This is a genomic window from Lactococcus sp. LG1074 (genome assembly GCF_017309525.1).
Taxonomy (GTDB): Bacteria; Bacillota; Bacilli; order Lactobacillales; family Streptococcaceae; genus Lactococcus; species Lactococcus petauri.
In genome coordinates, this window is record NZ_CP071293.1 from 1,615,900 (window position 1) to 1,633,044 (window position 17,145).

General features: G+C 38.4%; 19 protein-coding genes. 4 read left to right on the forward strand and 15 right to left on the reverse strand.

Annotated elements, in window-relative coordinates:
* The first annotated feature begins 125 nt into the window (after positions 1–125).
* Complete coding sequence (locus J0J36_RS08090; RefSeq protein WP_017370573.1) at positions 126–308, forward strand: SPJ_0845 family protein; 183 nt, start codon at positions 126–128, stop codon at positions 306–308.
* A gap of 61 nt (positions 309–369) precedes the next feature.
* Positions 370–486 (forward strand): DUF4044 domain-containing protein, encoded by a 117-nt coding sequence (locus J0J36_RS08095; RefSeq protein ID WP_004259413.1) that lies wholly within the window; start codon positions 370–372, stop codon positions 484–486.
* A gap of 58 nt (positions 487–544) precedes the next feature.
* Here J0J36_RS08095 and ileS read toward each other — a convergent pair whose 3' ends face one another.
* From ileS to glmU, 15 genes are all read right to left on the reverse strand, one after another.
* Positions 545–3,331 carry an isoleucine--tRNA ligase gene (gene ileS / locus J0J36_RS08100; RefSeq protein WP_017370572.1) on the reverse strand — a complete coding sequence of 929 codons (2,787 nt, stop codon included), beginning with the start codon at positions 3,329–3,331 and terminating at the stop codon, positions 545–547.
* A gap of 324 nt (positions 3,332–3,655) precedes the next feature.
* Positions 3,656–4,507, reverse strand: a complete 852-nt coding sequence (locus tag J0J36_RS08105) for a DivIVA domain-containing protein (RefSeq protein ID WP_019335361.1) — start codon at positions 4,505–4,507, stop codon at positions 3,656–3,658.
* Positions 4,508–4,533: 26 nt separating this feature from the next.
* Positions 4,534–5,331: an RNA-binding protein gene (locus J0J36_RS08110; protein WP_153925339.1), complete on the reverse strand. Its 798-nt coding sequence runs from the start codon at positions 5,329–5,331 to the stop codon at positions 4,534–4,536.
* Positions 5,328–5,573, reverse strand: a complete 246-nt coding sequence (locus J0J36_RS08115) for a YggT family protein (RefSeq protein ID WP_003133468.1) — start codon at positions 5,571–5,573, stop codon at positions 5,328–5,330. The genes J0J36_RS08110 and J0J36_RS08115 overlap by 4 nt, the downstream gene beginning before the upstream one ends.
* A 6-nt stretch (positions 5,574–5,579) precedes the next feature.
* The gene (locus J0J36_RS08120; RefSeq protein WP_017370569.1) at positions 5,580–6,158 is read right to left on the reverse strand and encodes a cell division protein SepF; all 579 of its coding nucleotides are present in this window, start codon (positions 6,156–6,158) and stop codon (positions 5,580–5,582) included.
* A gap of 40 nt (positions 6,159–6,198) precedes the next feature.
* Positions 6,199–6,870: a YggS family pyridoxal phosphate-dependent enzyme gene (locus tag J0J36_RS08125; RefSeq protein ID WP_017370568.1), complete on the reverse strand. Its 672-nt coding sequence runs from the start codon at positions 6,868–6,870 to the stop codon at positions 6,199–6,201.
* The gene (gene ftsZ / locus J0J36_RS08130; RefSeq protein ID WP_017370567.1) at positions 6,870–8,144 is read right to left on the reverse strand and encodes a cell division protein FtsZ; all 1,275 of its coding nucleotides are present in this window, start codon (positions 8,142–8,144) and stop codon (positions 6,870–6,872) included. The genes J0J36_RS08125 and ftsZ overlap by 1 nt, the downstream gene beginning before the upstream one ends.
* A gap of 27 nt (positions 8,145–8,171) precedes the next feature.
* Positions 8,172–9,533, reverse strand: a complete 1,362-nt coding sequence (ftsA, locus tag J0J36_RS08135) for a cell division protein FtsA (protein WP_017370566.1) — start codon at positions 9,531–9,533, stop codon at positions 8,172–8,174.
* Between the two features lie 119 nt (positions 9,534–9,652).
* Complete coding sequence (locus J0J36_RS08140; RefSeq protein WP_153925342.1) at positions 9,653–10,525, reverse strand: DegV family protein; 873 nt, start codon at positions 10,523–10,525, stop codon at positions 9,653–9,655.
* 10 nt (positions 10,526–10,535) lie between these two features.
* Positions 10,536–11,264 carry a 23S rRNA (guanosine(2251)-2'-O)-methyltransferase RlmB gene (rlmB, locus tag J0J36_RS08145; RefSeq protein WP_017370564.1) on the reverse strand — a complete coding sequence of 243 codons (729 nt, stop codon included), beginning with the start codon at positions 11,262–11,264 and terminating at the stop codon, positions 10,536–10,538.
* Positions 11,265–11,313: 49 nt separating this feature from the next.
* On the reverse strand, positions 11,314–12,624 hold the full coding sequence (gene pepC, locus J0J36_RS08150; protein ID WP_017370563.1) for an aminopeptidase C: 1,311 nt from the start codon (positions 12,622–12,624) through the stop codon (positions 11,314–11,316).
* A 75-nt stretch (positions 12,625–12,699) separates the two neighbouring features.
* Positions 12,700–13,380, reverse strand: a complete 681-nt coding sequence (locus J0J36_RS08155) for a 5'-methylthioadenosine/adenosylhomocysteine nucleosidase (protein WP_017370562.1) — start codon at positions 13,378–13,380, stop codon at positions 12,700–12,702.
* A 94-nt stretch (positions 13,381–13,474) separates the two neighbouring features.
* Positions 13,475–13,753 carry a cell wall synthase accessory phosphoprotein MacP gene (gene macP, locus J0J36_RS08160; RefSeq protein ID WP_003133453.1) on the reverse strand — a complete coding sequence of 93 codons (279 nt, stop codon included), beginning with the start codon at positions 13,751–13,753 and terminating at the stop codon, positions 13,475–13,477.
* Positions 13,746–14,330 carry an NUDIX hydrolase gene (locus J0J36_RS08165; protein WP_017370561.1) on the reverse strand — a complete coding sequence of 195 codons (585 nt, stop codon included), beginning with the start codon at positions 14,328–14,330 and terminating at the stop codon, positions 13,746–13,748. Before J0J36_RS08165 ends, macP begins: the two co-directional genes overlap by 8 nt.
* Positions 14,331–14,362: 32 nt before the next feature.
* Entirely contained in the window at positions 14,363–15,739 is a 1,377-nt protein-coding gene (glmU, locus tag J0J36_RS08170) for a bifunctional UDP-N-acetylglucosamine diphosphorylase/glucosamine-1-phosphate N-acetyltransferase GlmU (protein WP_017370560.1), read from the reverse strand.
* Between the two features lie 169 nt (positions 15,740–15,908).
* On the opposite strand from glmU, the gene proC reads away from it, so the two are divergent.
* Together proC and rpsO are read left to right on the forward strand one after the other, a co-directional pair.
* Positions 15,909–16,700: a pyrroline-5-carboxylate reductase gene (gene proC / locus J0J36_RS08175; protein WP_153925345.1), complete on the forward strand. Its 792-nt coding sequence runs from the start codon at positions 15,909–15,911 to the stop codon at positions 16,698–16,700.
* A 143-nt stretch (positions 16,701–16,843) separates the two neighbouring features.
* Positions 16,844–17,113: a 30S ribosomal protein S15 gene (gene rpsO / locus J0J36_RS08180; protein WP_017369110.1), complete on the forward strand. Its 270-nt coding sequence runs from the start codon at positions 16,844–16,846 to the stop codon at positions 17,111–17,113.
* Positions 17,114–17,145 lie beyond the last annotated feature (32 nt).

Genomic DNA, 17,145 nt, shown 5'->3' on the forward strand with positions numbered 1-17,145 from the left:
CAAACTACCGTTCCATAACATTATACTGGATTTTCGCTTTAAATGCAAACTTTATTGCTATTTATCTGGCTTTTTTTGACTTTTCGTAGTAAAATATATAAAAAATGATAAGGAGTAATATCGATATGGGATTAACTTTTAGAAAACGTGATGATTTCGATAAAATGATGGATGATTTAGGCGTCTCAACCGGTAATTTAGACACTGATAAAGCAACAGCGAAAACTGAGAAGCAAGAAGATCCATTTGCAAAATTCTTAGAACCAAAAGAGTCTTCAAAATCTGAAACGGACAATTCTGGTAAATAGTGTGACATTTTACTAATTTATTGCTAGAATAGAACTGAGAATAATAAATATTGAGGAAACTATGGCTTACAAAAAGAAACAAAAATCTACTTTTCAAAAAGTGACGATGGTTGTTGTCGTTGCGATGCTGCTACTTATTGTCTTTAGCTCCCTAGCTATGGCTCTGTCTGCATTTTAAAAACTGCTTGAAGCAGTTTTTTATATTATAAAAAGCTTGGATATCCAAGCTTTTTATTTTATTCAAACCCATCAGTTAATACTTGAGGAAATTCATTTTTTACAATGGTAGCACAGCTTGAGCAAAGGGCATGTAAATGTTCATTTTCATCAGTCCCAACGGTCACATCTGTACGGCGACAACGGTCACATACTTGACCTGCTGCTTGTTCCACAAGAATAGCTACATCATCAAATTTAACAGCTTCTTCTGGTGCTCCCTCATTTGATACAGAGAATTCTGAAACAATGAGAAGTTGAGCAACATTTTCATCAAGACTTACAAGAAGACTTGAAACCACTTCATTAGGATATACAGTAACTTTTGCTTCAAGTGATTTACCGATTAATTTTGCTTCTCGTGCTTCTTCAAGCGCTTTAAGTACTTTATTTCGGAAATCAAGGAATGCTTCCCATTCACCGAGTAACTCTTCTGAGCCAGTGAAGTCTTTAACTTCAGGCATTTCAGCAAGATAAGCGAACTCTTCCGTTTCTGCTTCAAGGTATGACCAGATTTCTTCTGCTGTGTGCGGCAGAATCGGAACTAAAAGTTTTGTCAAATCTGCAAGCATTGTATACATCACGGTTTGCATTGAACGACGATCTGCAGCATTGACTGCCTCGATGTATACCACATCCTTAGCAAAATCAAGATAGAAAGCAGACAAATCATTGGTCAAGAAGTTAATCACTTGCTTATAAACACTCATGAAATTGTATGAATCATAAGCTTCACGTACTGATTCTACTAGTGTATTGAATTTGACAAGCATATATTTATCAACACTACGTAAGTTTTCATAAGAAACCGCATTTGTGTTTTTATCAAAATCGGTAGTATTTGCGATTAGGAAACGCATTGTGTTACGGATTTTACGATAAACTTCTGAAACTTGATTAAGGATCTCCATAGAAACACGAACATCGGCTTCAGTATCGACAGAAGCTACCCAGAGACGAAGAATATCTGCCCCTAATTTTCCTGTCACATCTGAAGGTAAAATTGTATTACCAATAGATTTAGACATTTTACGTCCTTTTCCATCAAGAACAAAACCTTGTGACAGAACTGCTTTGTATGGAGAAACACCGTTAACAGCAACTGAAGTTGTGATTGATGAGTTAAACCAACCACGATATTGATCTGAACCTTCAAGATAAAGATCGGCAGGGTAAGATAGGTAATCGCGTTCGTTCAGAACACCATTCCATGATGAACCTGAATCAAACCAGACATCCATGATGTCTTTTTCTTTTGTGAATTTACCGTTTGGAGAACCAGGATGAGTGAAGCCTTCTGGTAACAACTCTTTAGCTTCACGTTCAACCCAAACTTTTGAACCGTGTTCCGCAAAAAGCTGGGCAACATGTTCTGTTGTTTCCGGCGTAATGATTGCCTCTCCATTTTCCGCATAGAAGATTGGCAGTGGAACACCCCAAGCGCGTTGACGAGAAATGACCCAATCTCCACGGTCACGAACCATATTATAGAGACGTGTTTTCCCCCAAGGGATAATCCAATCCACTTGTTCAATTTCACTTAGGATATTTTCACGGAAGTCATCAATCGATGCAAACCATTGTGGTGTTGCACGGAAAATAACGGGTTTCTTCGTACGCCAATCATGTGGATAACTGTGTGTAAAGAAGTCAAGCTTCAGCAAAGCTCCTTTTTCTTCTAACCATTTACTTACAATTTTGTTTCCTTCATCGTAGAAGATACCTTCTAAACCAGGTGCTTCATCCGTATAGTAACCACGGTTGTCCACAGGTGATAGAACTTCAAGTTTATATTTACGGCTAAAGAAGTAGTCATCTTCACCATGACCTGGTGCGCTATGAACGAGTCCAGTACCAGAATCAAGTGTGACATAATCCCCATTCATAATCAATGATTCACGATTATAAAATGGGTGATAAGCCGTCATCATATCCATTTCAGAACCTTTAAGTGTTTGAATTACCGTTGGGTTTTCCCACTCTAAAGTCTCTGCCACCTTGCTAAGCATTTCTGAAGCAACAACAAATTTACGATTTCCTACTTCTACAACTGAATATTCGTAGTCTGGATGTACAAAAATCCCCATATTTGCTGGCAATGTCCAAGGTGTCGTTGTCCAGATAACAAATTCTGCATCTTCTGGTAACAAGCCCTTAACATCTTTTGCTTTGAAAGCCACAAAGATTGATGCCGAACGGACATCTTGGTATTCAATTTCCGCTTCTGCCAATGAACTTTCTGATGAAGGAGACCAGTAAATTGGTTTTTGACCTTTGTAGATATAGCCTTTTTCCGCCATTTTACCGAAGACACGAATTTGTGCAGCCTCATATTCTGGGAGAAGTGTCATATATGGACGTTCCCAATCTGCTAAAACTCCTAAAGACTTAAAGTCTGAACGTTGCATATCTACTTGCTTGAGCGCATATTTGCGACACTCCTCAAGATAGTCTAACATGTCCATTTCTTTACGGTTCATACCCGCTTTTGAAAGTTGTTGTTCGATAGGTAAACCGTGAGTATCCCATCCTGGTACATATGGTGCACGGAAACCAGACATGGATTTATAGCGTACAATAATATCTTTCGAAATTTTATTTAGGGCATGTCCAACGTGGATATTTCCATTTGCATAGGGAGGTCCATCATGCAACATAAACGATGGTTTACCTTCATTCAGTTCTTGACGTGCTTCATAAAGTTTAGCTTCTTCCCAGCCTTTTTGCCAGCCAGCTTCTTTATTTGGCAAGCCTGCTCGCATCGGGAAAGCCGTTTTCCCTAAATTCAATGTATCTTTAATTTTCATAATTTTTACCTTTCTTTTAAACTTTATCTGTTTACCAGTATCTCTAAACTCTCTGTTTCTTGCGTATTATCATTCTAATCCGCTAAAGCGGAAAGAATGATAATAAAAAACGGTCTTTCGAAAAAGGACGAAAGACCGTGGTACCACCTTAATTTTTCTCACGAAAAGTGAGAACTCTTACGTACGTAACGTGTACAGCGTCTAAACTTACTTGACTTGGGCTTAGAATAATTTAGGTGATAATCCGAAAAACAGGGAATATGAGACTTCCATCAACTCTCACTTGCTGTAAATATATTTTTCTTTTCTTGTCCTAAAATTAAATTATTTATGTTCAGGTACTTCTACTTCTGGAACTTCTGTTTGCATTTCTGGAAAAACTGGATAAGAAGTTTCTTCATTTTTTTCAGTTTCTGCAACTTTCCCTTCTTCTGAGGGTATTTTTTGAGTTTCCTCTTCAAGAGCAGGAGCCAAAACTTCTTTCACAGTCTGTGGAATTTCAGTTTCTTCAACTTCAACTATTTTTTCAGTTTCTTCCTTAACTGTAGGTTCTACAACAGTGTTTTCTTCAGCCTTAGCGGGTTCATCTTTAGCGATATTTCCTTGTAAAGATGTATCACTCAACTGCATATCCACAATTTCTTGAAGCTTTTCTTCAGGATTTGTAATATGTGAAGATGTTGCTTCTAGAGTATCTTGCCAATCTTCTGAATGAATACTTGCCAACTGAGCCTCAATGATTGAAGTCATACGTTGGTGATAAAGACGCATTTTACGTTTCAAATCATCTGTATCACGAACCAAGCGACGTGCATCATCCGAAGCTTGATTAAGGATTGTTCCTGCTTCTTTTTTAGCGGCTTCAATAATGAGCTGACCTTTTTGACTAGCTTCAGCAATAATGCTGTTTGATTCACTCTGTGCTTGAACACGTAAATTGTCGGCCGCATCTTGTGCAACGACAATAGATTTATTCAAGGAATCTTTCATATCATCGAAATATTTTACGCGTTCACGTAAAGCCTTAAGCTCACGCTCTTGATCTTTAATTTTTTGTGCAAATTCATCGTAATCACGAACAACGATATCTAAAAATTCTTCAATTTCATGTTTGTTGTAACCACGCATTTGTGTATTAAATGTTTTATTTTGAACATCTAAACTATTTAATGCCATAAGTACCTCCAATCTCCCAAGAGACTCTATCTTTTCTTATGATTCTTAGTAATTTCACATTCGATTTTCTGTTTACCTTTTTTGGTTTCACCTAAAATTCTTAGAATCTTAATACGACCTAGGCCACGAACACTGATTAAATCTCCTTGTTCGACAGTAAAATCTTTCTTTTCAATTTCAAGGTAATTTAATTTTACCTTTCTTGATTGTAACATATTTACGGCAAGATTGCGAGAAATCTCGAAAGTGCTTGCAATAATTTTGTCAATACGCATACTCGAAACTAAGACTACTTTCATTACTGAGGCAGCTTCTGTTTCTATCAGCTCTTCAAATGGTTTTTCAACAAATTGTACGGTGGCAGAACCAATTTTTTTGATATTATTCTGAAAGATTTCAAGAAGATGTTTGGAAACAAAAACTTGTGCCCTTCCTTCGCTTAAAATAATATCGCCAAGCTCTGAACGCCGAATTCCCGTTTGACCTAAGAAACTTCCCAAAATTTGGGAATGCTTGAGTTGACAAAATTTCTTAGCGTATAAAATTTCTAACAACGCCAGGTCAAAGTCTGCGACATCTAACTGATAAAATTCAGGCGCAATAATAATCTTAGTAAGTTCGGTCTGGGCAATATCCTGAGTAGAAAAAATCTGAAGTTCCCGCTTATTTGCTAAAGATTCGAGAATTTCAACTTCTCTAGGATTTAGAAAATAAGTAGTAACTACAGAATAATTGTTTTCCACACGATCCATCCAGTCTAAGACGCGATCAATAAATTGCTTTTCATCAGGATAAAAGTGTTGATATATATTTTCATGACTCATAAGAAGCGTAAAAGAAGTTGTTGAATAACTTGTAAAGCAATTACACCAAGCACGATTGTGAAATCTAATCCTGCAAAACGTAATGGAATACCTTCAAATAAGCTCAGATAAGGTCTTGAAATTTTGACAATAAAACGGCCTACAGCTGTATCATAAAGGCTTGGTATCCAACTCATCAGAGCATAAGCTACTAAAACCCAGGTATAAAGACCAATCAGTCGAATTAAAATATATATAATCATAGTTTATTAAATATCGAAGTTCTCAAAGTTTTGCCCTGCCAAGATACTTAATTCTTGGGAAGCATCAACTGTGATATTCGCCGGTGTAAGTAAGAAAATTTGTCCGCCAACATTTTGAACATCACCATCAAGTGTAAATACAACACCAGTCAAGAAGTCAATTGAACGTCGTGCTTGGTTATCTGGCATAAACTTGAAGTTAACCAAAACCGACTCTCCATTTTTAACGATGCGCGCAGATTCCATAATATCAGAATAGGCACGTGGCTCTTTGATGGCAATAACTTGTCCTGCATTTGTTGTGGCTTGATTCATCATAGGTTTTTGAACTTTTTTCTCTGTTGTTTTAGTGTTATTTGTTGTTGAAGAAAAGGATGCTGGGCGTTTAGCAGTTGATTTTGCTTGCGCTTGTCTTTGAGGTTGAACCGGACGATTCATACCTGTGGCTTTCTTTTCTGTGTTTACTGCTGAAGACTTTTGCGGTTGTGGTTGTGGCTTTTGTGCCGCTACAACGGGTTCATCATACTCATCGTCGTCCTCTTCGAAAAATTTTTTTAATTTATCAAATTGATCTTTTAAGGCCATACTTCCCTCCGTTTTCAATGCTTAAGATTCTATACAAATTTTATTCAAAAAATGCTGTACCAATTCGAACAAAGGTCGCTCCTTGTTGAATTGCTCTTGTATAATCACGGCTCATTCCCATACTCAATTCAGTACAAGGAATATTAGTAATTTCTTTAGCCGCAATTTCGATTTGCAATTGCTTCATCGAAGCGAAAATGTTATCCAACTGCTCATTATCAGCATCAATCGGCGCCATCGTCATCAAGCCCACAATTTCCACATTATCTAACTGTGAGATTTCTGCTAAAGCTTGATCTATGTCTTCTGGCGCAAATCCATGTTTTGTCTCTTCACCTGAGATATTGACTTCGAGGAAACATTTTATCATATGTTCCGCACGTTTTTCAATTTCTTTGGCAAGCTTGACCGAATCTAAAGCATGAAAGTAATCAACTAAATTAATGACATCTTTTACTTTACGGCGTTGCAAATTTCCGATGAGATGCCAAGTAATATCTTTGTTTTCAAGAGCCTTATATTTTTCAAGAAATAAATCTGTACGATTTTCTGCTAAATGATGAATACCTGCTTCAACTACTTGTGCTGCTTTTGCAGTATCGACATACTTGGTTACGGCAATCACCTGAACGTCTTGATTTGAATAAGGAGATGTAGCTTTTGCCACATCTACCTTGTTCAAAATATTTTTAACATTTTCTGCTATACTCATTATTTACGGAAAAATGGTGGAGTATCGATATCTTCATCTGTAGATGGGATACCTGAGAAGCTTGTAACATTCGAAGAGTTTTCACGGTTTTGATTTCCGTTTTGACGCGGTGAAGCATCGCGACGAAGATCCCAATCACCAAAAGCAGATCCTGATTTTTGTGTAGGAGCTTGTTGGGCTTGTGACGGCTGTGAAGCTTGTGCTGGTCGTGAAGTTGGCGCTGAGGCTTGTTTCATCGAAGTATGTTGAAAGTTCGGTTGACGACGTGGTTCATCTACAACTGGAGCTGTAGATGTTCCTAAATATTCATCAGTTGCATCTTGTGAAACACCTGTGGCTACAACAGTAACACGAATTTCATCACTGAGTGAGTCATCAATAGATGTACCCAACAAGATGTTCACATCGTTACCTGCAGCTTGAATAACAATTTCTGAAGCATCCTGAGCTTCAATAAGGCTCATATCCATACCACCTGTAACATTAAGGAGGACATTTTCAGCACCTTCAATTGTTGTTTCAAGCAATGGTGAGTAAATCGCTTTACGTGTTGCTTCAATGACACGATCTTCACCAGTTGCAACACCGATACCCATGAGGGCATCTCCTTTGTTCGCCATAACTGTTTTCACATCAGCGAAGTCAAGGTTAATCATACCTGGATTTGTAATCAAGTCAGTAACACCTTGAACACCTTGGCGGAGAACATTATCTGCTTCACGCAATGCCTCTGTCAAAGGAGTTTTCTTATCAACGATTTCAAGCAAGTTGTTGTTTGAGATGATAAGTAATGTGTCTACATTTGCACGAAGATCTTCAATGCCTTCTGTTGCAAAGTAGCTACGTTTTGAGCCTTCAAAACCAAATGGACGAGTTACAACTGCAACTGTCAAAGCACCAATTTCTTTTGCGATTTGAGCGATTACAGGAGCAGCACCTGTTCCTGTTCCACCACCCATACCAGCAGTGATGAAGACCATATCTGCGCCTTCAAAAGATTGGGCAATTGTTTCTGCAGATTCTTCTGCGGCACGGCGACCAACCTCAGGCTGTGCACCTGCACCAAGTCCTCGTGTCAATTTTGGACCAAGTTGAATTACTGTATCTGCTTTTGAACTGCGCAAAGCTTGTACATCTGTATTAGCTACGATAAAGTCAACGCCAGAAACGCCTTCTTCAATCATGCGGTTAACTGCGTTACCACCGCCGCCACCAACACCGATAACTTTAATTACAGCGCCTTGAGCGATTTCTGTATCAAATGAAAATTCCATGTTTTATTTCTCCGTTATTAAGTCGTTTTAGTCAAAAAGGTTTGAGAACATGTTGCGCATACGATCCACAACACCTTCTTTTTCTTCTTCAGGTTCAGCTGCTGGTTGAGCAACTGGACGAGTTGGAGCTTCTGTTTGGTAGAAGTTATTTTCTTCATAATCCATTGTATCTGTTGCCGGAAGAACAGGTTCTTCATATTGCGCAACAGGAGCAACATATGTGCTGTCAGAAGCAATGGCTTGTGATACAAGTCGATCAATGTCTGTGCGTTCACCAACGTAGTTGACAACACTGATTACTTGAGCGAAAGCTGGGTTACGTAAGCCCATTTCGCTTGGTACGAAAAGACGTGCATTCATCCCAATAACTTTTGTTGCAAGATTCACTGTGCCAGGCATTGCCGCAGCTCCGCCAAGGACCACAATTCCACCAGGATAATCTAATGAACGTGTGTTTTCCAAATCTGATTTCACACGGTTAAAAATTTGTGTTAAACGTGCTTCAATAATTTGTGAAAGGTAATATTCTGTGATTTCTTCTGGGTCTGTTTGTCCAACAACGTCAACCGGGAAGTATTCTTCTTGACTGGCGCGCTCAGTACTTGCTTCACCATAATTTAGTTTCAAATCTTCTGCTTCACTCAATGAAGTATTAAGTACAGTAGAAATGTCACGTGTCACATAATCGCCACCTTCTGGGCTTGTATGTGCAAACTTCAGCTGTTGATCACGAACAGCGGAAACTGTTGTTTGGCCTGCACCAAGATCAATCATTACTGTACCAAACTCACGTTCTCCTTCTGAAAGTACATAGTGACTCATAGCCAGCGGAGCAATCACGAGATTATCCACAATCAAGCCAGCACGTTCCACAACTTTACGAATGTTGTGTACTAATGTTTTTGGACCAGTATAAATGATACCACGCATACCTAAACGCACACCAAACATCCCACGAGGGTCAGATATTCCTGTGAAATCATCAACTGTAAACTCAGTTGTCTCTACAGAAATTATTTCACGTTCAGGAACTACACCACGCATCAATGCATTTTGCACCGTTTGCATTACATCATCTTCTGTAATTTCTTTTGAAGTCCCGATAATTGGAACCATGCCTTGGCAGTTTTCCATTTCGAGTTGATTGGCAGGAATACTGACATTAATTTTGTCAATCGTAATCCCCGCACGTTCTTCAGCAGCGTTAACAGCCTTGCGCAAAGCTGTTGCCACCTTTTCAATATCTACAATAATTCCGTTTTTTAGACCGTCAGATTTTGCATTACCGACGCCAATTATATTCATTTCGTCTGAGACGTACTCCGCAACCAACACTTTAATAGTATTTGTACCGATGTCAACGCCCGTATAAAGTCCACTTTTTAGCATAAAAGCGACCCCTTTCCTCACATATCACAATTCATATTTTCAATTTATCGAGTTTACACTCACTCTATATTTTAACACAAAATCACAGTAAAACAAGAGTTCAACTGTGATTTTTTATATTATTTTCTATTTTTTTTAGTAATTGAAAAAATCGCCAAAGTACCAGAACCTGTATGAGTGACAATCGTTGGACTCAGAGGACGGATGTCAACCTTGTCAACATGTTGTTCCAAGAAGAGTTGTTTCACTTCTTGAGCAGTGGCTTCGCTCCCAGAATAGGCCACAATTACATGTGAATAAGCCGGGTCCATCTCTTCAAGTGTCATGTCAACTAAACTTTTTATTGCTTTCTTCTTGCCACGTACTTTAGTCAGTTGTGTCAACTTGCCTTCTGTATCTACGGTAAGGAGAGGTTTGATGTTGGCCATCGTTCCAACCATAGCAACAGCTTTGGGAATACGTCCTCCACGTGCCAGATGATTCAAGTCGTCAACCATGAAAAGACTCTTAAGGCGTAAAATAAGTGTTTCAAAAATAGGCAACGCTTCTGTCAAACTCTTCCCAGATTCTCGTAGATTCACCATTTCTTGGACCAAGAAACCCTCTCCAGAAGCTGCGGCCAATGTATCCACTACCGTAATTTTAGCTTTCGGATATTCTTCTAGAATCATTTCTCGAGCAATAACGGCAGATTGATAAGTACCTGATAAGCCTGATGAAAAGGCCAGATACACAATTTCTTCTTCTGGATTTTGGCTTATAAATTTTTTGAATAACTCGGAAAACTGGCCAGAATTAATTTGTGATGTTTGAACAGTTTTGCCTGCTTTAATTTCTCGGAGAAGGTGTTCATTACTCAGGCTATTTTCGCCAATAGTTGGATAGGTTTGCTCACCAATAGTGACAGTCATTCCTAATACAGCTATGTCGTACTTTTGTAAATAATCTTCACTCAAATCCGCTGTTGAATCAGTAACAATGCGAAAAGTCATCTTTTTCCCCTTACATCTTATTTCTAAAAATTTCGTACATCAAAATACTGGCAGCAACACTTGCATTCAAACTTTGAACATGGCCAACCATCGGAATAGTAATCATCTCGTCCACTTGTTTCTTCAGATTTTGACCAATACCTTTTCCTTCATTTCCAATCACCAAGGCAACTTTACCCGAGGTATTCCATTTAGAATAAGTGGTACCGTCCATGTCGGTTCCAAAAGTCCAAAAACCAGCTTCTTTTAGTTTATCTAACGTTTGAGAAAGATTAGTAACACGTACCACGGGCACATGTTGCAAAGCACCTGTACTTGCTTTTACTGCTGTTGGCGTGATCCCTACCGCGCGGTGTTTTGGAATAATAATCGCATCTACTCCTGTTGCATCTGCTGTTCGGGCAATTGATCCTAAATTGTGAGGATCTGTCAGCTCATCTAAAATTAAAATTGTCGCAGTTTCTTTATCCGAAACTTGTGCTAAAATTGTTGCCAATTCTGCATAAGCAAATTCTGCCACACGGGCAACAAAACCTTGATGAACTCCGTTTTCTGATATTTTATTTAATTCAGTTTTAGGTGTCCAAGAGATGTTTACTTTTTTTTCACGCGCAAGTTCCTTGATTTTCTCAACGTTCTTACCCCGTAATTTTTCCTCGACATAGAGTTTATTGACTACTCCTGCATTGAGTGACTCTGTTACAGCGTGTAAGCCGTATATGATATCCGTATTTTCCATAATATTATTATAGCAAAAAAGATGTCCATATGGGACATCTTCTCTTCTTTTAAGCCAAAGCTCCCATAGGATCCCAAGGTAAGAGGATCTGAGGTTCAGCATTGTAGGCTGCAAGTTCTTCAGGAGTGAGCAAATCTTTGCGTACTACGATTTGGTAGGTATATTCATCCATCCAAGCATCAGAGGCCACAAAATAGCCTTCCTTACCAACATCTTTCCCCCAAGAGTTTTCAACTTTCCATTTCGTAGGTGCTCCATTTTCATCCAAATCTACACCTGTTAAAACCATAGCATGTGTCATTAAAGATTCAGCATAATCTAAGCGTGAGGCTTTGTCCTGTGTAAAGTGAATATCAAGCGCTGTCTCAAAATCATATGCATCAAGAGTCAACAAACCATCCTTACGATTTGAAACTTGTCCAACATCACAACCAAACCAAACTGTTTCACCTGCTTGCATTTGTGCAATGGCGAGTTTTTTGAAACGATCCATGTCAAGATTCAAGTGCTTAACATCACGAGCTCCAACCACATTTCCCAGAAATTCAACTGTGTATGATTTGTTGTAAGGTTTATCTTCTGTTGGTGCATTAATGACCGAAACATAGTCATCAAGTTTGATATCTACATATTGAGCATAAAATTCTTGGGCTGTGCCTGAGAATTTTTCTAATGCGCTTTCTTTGTCACGGAATGCATACTCAAAATGTTGCGGAGGAAGTCCAAGAGTTGCTGCTAAAAAGTTAAAAATTTCTTGTAACAAATCTTCTTTAAGAACTTGTACATCTTCGCCCTTTGCCAGTGCTTCTCTCAATAATTGAGCATCTTGGCGCAACAGTTTGTCTAAATACTGGTTGAGTTCACGCGAATTAGAAGATGCTGCTGATTCAGGATAAATATCCTTAGGAACAACACCGTATTTTTCAAAAAGCGCCACAACCATATCCCATTGTCCACCATCTTGTTGTGGTGTTTGGAGTAAAAATTTCAAGCGACGATCGTCCATATCTACATGGTTAATAATTTGTTCCATAAACCAATTTGACTTTTCGTATTTATCCCAAAAGAAAGTGTAAGCCTGTGACAGTTCAAAGTTTTCTAACTTAAATTGTCCAATCATTTTATGACGGAAAGTATTCAGAGCAGCAAACATCCAACAACGACCTGATTGTTTTTGATTCGTTACTTTATCTTTGGTAAGGTCAATTGAAAACTCTGGAATATTGTTGGCATGTGAGCTACGAACTTCCAAAGCATTCAGGAGCCCATTTTTCGTCGCTGCATTCTCTACAGCACGAAATTTAGGGTTTTCCGCAAAGTTGTCATAAAGTTTTTGTGTGAAATCTTGAGTAATAGTCATTTCATTCTTCTCCACTTCCATGTATTGATTTTATTATTATAACTTTTTCTGGTGAAAAAGTCAGCTAATTATCGTTTATTCCATATTGTTCAGAAAATTCATTAATGTTTGGGCAGATTTGCGACCAGCTTCAATAATAAATTCATCAAATTTCACATTTGCATCGTGGCTTGCTGTATCCGACATCGCACGAATAATGACAAACGGTTTTTTCAAGGCTGTTGCTGCTTGGGCAATCGAAGCCCCTTCCATTTCAACGGCCAAAACATCTGGAAAGTGTTTTTTAATTTCAGCAATGCGGCCGTCGCTAGAAATAAAGCTGTCAGAGCTTGTAATCAGACCAACAACAGGATTCTCAATCGCTTTTTTAAGCTCTGAAACAAAATATTTACTGCTCTCAAAATAAAGCGGCTGTTGCGCCATTTGCCCAAAAGCATAGCCAAAAGCTGTAACATCAACATCATGATAAGCAAGCTTGTCAGCAACAACAACATCGCCTATTTTTAATTCGTGATTAACCGCACCAGCAGAACCTGTATTAATAATCCCTTCAACGGAAAAAACTTCAACCAACAAAGTAACTGCCATTGCAGACATCACTTTACCTATTCCTGATTGGACCAGTACAACCTCATGACGACCTATTGATCCGGTATGAAAGACATAACCGTGACGTGTAATCTTACTTGCATTGTCAAGATTTTCTACAAGAGTACGGAGCTCTTCTTCCATTGCACAAATAATTCCTAATTTCATTTTTATTCTCCTTTTTCTTTCATTGTGGTAAGTACATTATATAGTATAAAAGTTTAAAATAAAACCCCACATATATGTGAGGTATAGATATCGTTTAGAAATAGTACCAGAAAAACAAAATTCCTATCCCAATTACAACAAGCGAAGTAATAAGGAGCCATTTGTTTACACGACTACTTCGTTTTTTCTGCTTGGCATTTTCAATGCGGCGACTTTTATAAACCGCATTTTTTGATAAATCACGTTCAAGTTTATCGTATTTCTCTGATATTTCTCGATCTTGCTCTAATTCTTCTTTGAGACTTCTCTCTAAACGTCTTCTTTTTCGCTCTGCATCCTCAATGATATCATCTGTCAAAAGTGGTTTAGGCATCTAAATCTCCTTGTTTTTTCAGATTTTTCAGCTCCCAGTACCAAACAGCCATGATTGTCTTAGCATCACAAATTTGCCCTTCTTCAATCATTGTCTTAGCTTCCGGAAGCGTCACTTCAATCATTTCAAGAAATTCTCCTTCGTCTTTCGGACGAGGGTTTTCAACCTTCGTGAGTCCAATAGGGAAATAAAGATATGTTTTTTCAGAAGAAAAACCAGGTGTACCATAAAAGCTCGTAATTTCGACAAGTTGTTCTGCTGTGTAGCCCGTCTCTTCTTCTAATTCACGTAAAGCGGCGGCTTTCGGGTCATCCAACTCATCGGCTTCTAGTTTCCCCGCAGGCACTTCATAAATAAATTTTTCAAAAGCTTTACGATATTGTCCTACCAATACAAGCTTATCTCCACTTATTGGTGCAACAGCAACACCACCATTATGAAAAACTAGCTCTCTTGTTGCCATTGTTTCATCTGGTAAACTTACTAAGTCTTTTACCACTCGAAAAATTTGTCCGTGAAAAATTTGCTCACGAGACAAAGTGGGTTCTTCAAACTTTTTCTCGTCAAATTCTCGCATGTTTATCTCCGTTATCTTTATTTTCTTATTTTTTACTCACCACGAAAATGCGGCAAGCGACGTGCAGCACCTGACTTTTCAACTTGACGTGAACGTCCAATTGCGATACTTTCTGGTGCAACATCCTTAGTAATGGTTGAGCCGGCAGCAGTCAAGGCGTTTTTACCCACACGAAGTGGTGCTACTAATGTTGAGTTAGAACCAATAAAGGCAAAATCATCAATTTCCGTATTGTATTTATTTTGACCATCATAATTTACAGTGATTGTTCCAGCACCGAAGTTCACTTTTTCACCAACTGTTGCATTACCAATGTAAGTAAGGTGACCGGCTTTTGTTCCTTTACCGAGTGTTGAGCCCTTGATTTCAACAAAGTTACCCACATGAACTTTTTCGCTGAGAACCGTTCCTGGGCGTAAGTGAGCATATGGTCCAACATTACTCATAATGTTCATTTTACTGCTTTCAATCCATGACGAACGGATTTCACAATGAGAATGAATTTCTGAATTCTCAATGCGGCTTCCACTTGTAATCAAGGTTTTCTTACCAATAACGGTATTACCCATAATTTGTACATTTGGTTCAATGACCGTTTCTTCACCGATTTCGATATCTGCATCAATATAAGTTGTTTCTGGATCAATAAGTGTCACACCATTAACCATATGTTGATGGTTGATGCGACGACGCATAATTTTTTCTGCTTGTGCTAAAGCAACACGATCGTTTACACCAAGACTTTCATCAAAGTCTTCTAAAATATGGGCCGTAACAGTTTTTCCTTGCTTTTTGAAAATTTCGATAACATCTGTCAAGTAGTATTCACCTTGTGCGTTATCCGTTGTGAGATTTTCAAGCGCTGAGAACAAAGCCTTGTTATCAAAGATATAAGTACCTGTATTAATTTCTTGAATAGCTTGCTCTTCTGCAGAAGCATCTTTTTGCTCCACAATTTTTTCCACACAATCCTCAGCATCGCGGATGATACGTCCATAGCCTGTAGGATTTGGTGCAATAGCTGTTAAAATAGTTGCGGTAGCTTTTTGCGCCACATGATACTCAAATAATTGTTCTAAAGTTTCGCCTGTAATTAAAGGTGTATCTCCCGCAATAACCAAAGTTGCACCTTCTTCATTTTCAAGTAAATCTGAGGCAATACGAACCGCATGGCCAGTTCCTAATTGCTCATCTTGTTTCACAAAGTTTGTTCCTTTAGGAAGAGTTTCAATAACTTTATCTGCTTCATGCCCAACAATCACGATACGTTTTTCCATATCCACTTGATTCACACTTTGTAAAACGTGACCTAGCATTGTTTTTCCTGCCACATTGTGAAGAACTTTTGGTAAAGACGATTTCATGCGCGTGCCTTTTCCAGCCGCGAGTATAATTGCATATTTTTCCATTTTATATGGCCTCCAAAACTTGTTAAATTTCTAATAGAATATACATCGATTATATCACATTCTAAGAGTATTTCTAATTATTGTCTTTGTTTCTATAAATATGCTAAAATATATGCTAAAATATATGCTAAAATGAAGGAAGTTCTACTATAAAGAAAATGGAGATAAAATGAAAACAATTGGTTTTATAGGTGTCGGTAAGATGGCATCTGCTATCATTACTGGACTTGATAAGTCAAATGTCCGCGTGCTTATTTCGGGACGTGATTTGAGAAAGACACAGGAGCAAGCTGATAAATTGGGTGTGTTTGCTAGTCATTCACATGGTGAGCTCGTTGAACAATCTGATCTTATCGTTATGGCTGTCAAACCTCAAATTTTGCCTGACATCATGGAAGAAATTTCCCCTCTGTTTACGAAAGATAAAACCCTTATTTCTATCGTAGCCGGTTTCGATTTGGAAGCCTTATCAGACATGTCTAAAACATATGACTTTCCTATCATTCGCGTAATGCCAAACATTAACGCACAAATTCAAAAATCGACTTCTGCGATTGTACGTAATGAGTATGTAAGTTCTGATATCTATCAGTTGACTCAAGAAATCTTCTCTTCCATCGGTACTGTTCATGAAGTTGCTGAAAAAGATTTTTCTACTTTCACAGCGATTGCTGGTTCTAGTCCTGCATATATCTATATGTTTGTTGATGCTTTGAGCCGAGCTGGTGTTCTTCATGGTATTCCTAAAGATCAAGCTACCAAAATCGTTGCAGAAACCGTTGCAGCTTCTGCTCAAATGATTTTGGAATCAGGTGAAGGTCCTTGGACTTTGGTCGATAAAGTTTCAAGTCCTGGCGGGACCACTGTTGCCGGTGTTGTTTCTTTAGAACAAAATCATTTTGTAGCCACAGTAATTGATGCAATCACTGCAACGATTGAAAAAGAAAATACCTTAAACTAAAACAGCTTTTGTTACCTAATAAGCTTGTAAAAAGTCTAAAAATAGTGTAAGATAAGTAGGTAGTTTTTTACAACTCATTCTTGGTTTTGCGCTTTGCCTGCGCTCTACTCGGTATGAGCACTAAATAAAAAGGAGAAAAACTCATGGCAATCTCAAAAGAAAAAAAACAAGAAATCATCAAGCAATATGCGCGCACTGAAGGCGATACTGGTTCACCTGAAGTTCAAATCGCTGTTTTGACTTGGGAAATCAACCACCTTAACGACCACATCAAATCACACAAAAAAGACCACGCAACTTACCGTGGATTGATGAAAAAAATCGGTCACCGTCGTAACCTTCTTGCTTACCTTCGTGAAAAAGATGTTCAACGTTACCGCGAACTTATCGCTTCACTCGGTCTTCGTCGTTAAGACTCAGAAAAAACTGCCTTTGGGCAGTTTTT

Excerpts from the sequence above, each read along its gene's own strand:
- J0J36_RS08090 (WP_017370573.1), top strand. The coding sequence starts at position 126 with ATGGGATTAACTTTTAGAAAACGTGATGATTTCGATAAAATGATGGAT.
- J0J36_RS08095 (WP_004259413.1), top strand. The coding sequence starts at position 370 with ATGGCTTACAAAAAGAAACAAAAATCTACTTTTCAAAAAGTGACGATG.
- ileS (WP_017370572.1), bottom strand. The coding sequence starts at position 3,331 with ATGAAAATTAAAGATACATTGAATTTAGGGAAAACGGCTTTCCCGATG.
- J0J36_RS08105 (WP_019335361.1), bottom strand. The coding sequence starts at position 4,507 with ATGGCATTAAATAGTTTAGATGTTCAAAATAAAACATTTAATACACAA.
- J0J36_RS08110 (WP_153925339.1), bottom strand. The coding sequence starts at position 5,331 with ATGAGTCATGAAAATATATATCAACACTTTTATCCTGATGAAAAGCAA.
- J0J36_RS08115 (WP_003133468.1), bottom strand. The coding sequence starts at position 5,573 with ATGATTATATATATTTTAATTCGACTGATTGGTCTTTATACCTGGGTT.
- J0J36_RS08120 (WP_017370569.1), bottom strand. The coding sequence starts at position 6,158 with ATGGCCTTAAAAGATCAATTTGATAAATTAAAAAAATTTTTCGAAGAG.
- J0J36_RS08125 (WP_017370568.1), bottom strand. The coding sequence starts at position 6,870 with ATGAGTATAGCAGAAAATGTTAAAAATATTTTGAACAAGGTAGATGTG.
- ftsZ (WP_017370567.1), bottom strand. The coding sequence starts at position 8,144 with ATGGAATTTTCATTTGATACAGAAATCGCTCAAGGCGCTGTAATTAAA.
- ftsA (WP_017370566.1), bottom strand. The coding sequence starts at position 9,533 with ATGCTAAAAAGTGGACTTTATACGGGCGTTGACATCGGTACAAATACT.
- J0J36_RS08140 (WP_153925342.1), bottom strand. The coding sequence starts at position 10,525 with ATGACTTTTCGCATTGTTACTGATTCAACAGCGGATTTGAGTGAAGAT.
- rlmB (WP_017370564.1), bottom strand. The coding sequence starts at position 11,264 with ATGGAAAATACGGATATCATATACGGCTTACACGCTGTAACAGAGTCA.
- pepC (WP_017370563.1), bottom strand. The coding sequence starts at position 12,624 with ATGACTATTACTCAAGATTTCACACAAAAACTTTATGACAACTTTGCG.
- J0J36_RS08155 (WP_017370562.1), bottom strand. The coding sequence starts at position 13,380 with ATGAAATTAGGAATTATTTGTGCAATGGAAGAAGAGCTCCGTACTCTT.
- macP (WP_003133453.1), bottom strand. The coding sequence starts at position 13,753 with ATGCCTAAACCACTTTTGACAGATGATATCATTGAGGATGCAGAGCGA.
- J0J36_RS08165 (WP_017370561.1), bottom strand. The coding sequence starts at position 14,330 with ATGCGAGAATTTGACGAGAAAAAGTTTGAAGAACCCACTTTGTCTCGT.
- glmU (WP_017370560.1), bottom strand. The coding sequence starts at position 15,739 with ATGGAAAAATATGCAATTATACTCGCGGCTGGAAAAGGCACGCGCATG.
- proC (WP_153925345.1), top strand. The coding sequence starts at position 15,909 with ATGAAAACAATTGGTTTTATAGGTGTCGGTAAGATGGCATCTGCTATC.
- rpsO (WP_017369110.1), top strand. The coding sequence starts at position 16,844 with ATGGCAATCTCAAAAGAAAAAAAACAAGAAATCATCAAGCAATATGCG.